This window comes from Enterococcus sp. DIV0660C, assembly GCF_017316125.1.
Lineage (GTDB): Bacteria > Bacillota > Bacilli > Lactobacillales > Enterococcaceae > Enterococcus_B.
This window is the reverse complement of the sequence record NZ_JAFLWA010000063.1, coordinates 1-1,982: the sequence shown is the minus strand read 5'-3', so window position 1 is coordinate 1,982 and position 1,982 is coordinate 1. Positions and strand designations below refer to the sequence as shown.

General features: G+C 26.8%; 2 protein-coding genes. One reads left to right on the top strand and one right to left on the bottom strand.

Annotated elements, in window-relative coordinates:
* Positions 1-151: 151 nt before the first annotated feature.
* Positions 152-559, bottom strand: a complete 408-nt coding sequence (locus DOK81_RS12220; RefSeq protein ID WP_206911229.1) for a hypothetical protein — start codon at positions 557-559, stop codon at positions 152-154.
* A gap of 155 nt (positions 560-714) precedes the next feature.
* Here DOK81_RS12220 and DOK81_RS12215 point away from each other — a divergent pair, with 155 nt between their 5' ends.
* Complete coding sequence (locus DOK81_RS12215) at positions 715-1,233, top strand: DUF308 domain-containing protein (protein ID WP_206911227.1); 519 nt, start codon at positions 715-717, stop codon at positions 1,231-1,233.
* The last annotated feature ends 749 nt before the right edge of the window (positions 1,234-1,982 follow it).

The following is a 1,982-nucleotide window of genomic DNA, read 5'->3' as shown; positions in this document are numbered from 1 at the left end:
CTTGTTCTCACTTTTCTTATGACAATTCGTAAATTTGATAATAGGGCATATACGCTTTACAAAAACAAGTTCTGGATTTTTGTAAAGAAATTCGATTAATCTGATTATACTATCTTAGTTTTTATTATTTACTTACTAGCTTAAAAATTTTTTACAATTTAAAGAACTCACTAGCTTCATGTAAAATTTTCTTGATGTCTAGTAAAGCTTTTTTTTGTGCAAAATATCTCTTCATTTTATTTGAATCACCAGTCAATGTTTTTAACTGTTTATTTAAATTAACCAATTCGTTCTTTATTCTTTTTAAAATTTTTTCTTCATTATCTACCCATTTATCAAACTCTTTTTCATCTTTCGCAGCACTTTTATCTTCTAATTTATCAAGCTTTGTATCATTTTTAAGAATAGAGCCAATTGTTTCCAATGCATCCTGTTCTTCGGCATAGGCAACATCAATATTGTCAGTATTATCCATGTCAGTTAGATCATAATTCAAATTATTTATTTCTCCTTGAATCTTACTTAAAATATGGCTTTCTTTTTTTTCTAAATGTGTCATAAAATTACCTCTTTTCTATTTTAGATAGAATTGATTGTAAAGCATAGAGAATAGAAAAAAGAGAAAAAAATACACGATTAAAGTGTATTTTTTTCTTTCAACAAACTCTTGAATTCTAGATAATGTAATCATTACATTAGAATAGGAGTGTTTAGATGCAAGAAAAACATCAGTTTAAATTTAGTTTATTTTTATTAGGAATATTATCAATTTGGGCTTCATTAATTGCCTTTAGGAACCCTGTAAGTAGTTTAACTTCTATTGTAGTTTTGGTAAGTATCATATTAACTTTAAAAGGCATAGTTTTATTAGTTAACTTGAATGAAACAACGGGTTTCTTTGGAAATACTAAAGCGAATAATATTATTCTAGGAACTATTTATCTTATTATGGGGATTGGATTAGCACTTCATATTTGGCAAGGATTACTTCTTTTACCTTATGTTTTTGCTATTTGGTTTATTGTTAATTCAATTTTCTACTTATTTAATTCTTCCTATTTGAAAGAATTTAGTAAATCTCGATATATATTTTCACTAGTTATTAATATTATCGGAATTTTTATTGGTATCTCTTTATTATTTGATCCAATTTCTTCAGCAATCACAGCGAGCTTTTTACTAGGCTTCTATTTTTTAGTGTTAGGTATAGAAGAAATTGTCTTTGCTTTTTAACCAAACAATAGATATATAATTTAAATAAAGAGAGTGGAGGAGTGTAGTGAACTCCAAAAGTTAACTTTTTCTGTCTAACTTTTGGGGGTAGGTACAGATTAATCAGAAAAAATTCTGATTATCATTCCACTCTCTTTCGCATTATTTGATTACAATTATGACGTATTTAACTATATTAATAATTTGTATGAGATACGGTAGATTATACAAACTAATGTTTAGTAAGGAGATCTTAAAATGGGATTGCTGCTCAAGCATAGAATGGCGCGTATGTATTTTTTGCTAACTCTGATAGTTATTTCTTTGTTTTCAAATATGTTAGACAATAAATTATCAACAATTATTGATTATATTATTTTTTTCTTTAGTACCGACATCATATATTTTTTAAGAGTGTAAATAAGATAAATTATTTAAAAGAACATTTTTTTGATTTTCTTTGCCTCATCCCCTTTCACTCAGTTTTTCGGTTGCTGAAAATATTTTCTATTATTATCTCTATAGATGAAATATCTTCTTATAAAAAGATAAAATTGAAAAAAATTATCAGGGACAACATAAATCTATTTTCCAAGGAGCTTTGAATTTTTTCAGAGAACAAAATTATGAAAAAGCTCAGCAAGGGTATACCTTGTTGAGCTCTTTGCTTATGTATGTTCAAGAAGTTCCTATCGATTATTGTTACGATTGATTCATTCCGTAGATAAAGTCATCGCAGCTCTTGCTGCTTTTGTTTGATCCAATACATT

Coding starts and splice junctions, on each gene's coding strand:
- DOK81_RS12220 (WP_206911229.1), bottom strand. CDS start 559: ATGACACATTTAGAAAAAAAAGAAAGCCATATTTTAAGTAAGATTCAA.
- DOK81_RS12215 (WP_206911227.1), top strand. CDS start 715: ATGCAAGAAAAACATCAGTTTAAATTTAGTTTATTTTTATTAGGAATA.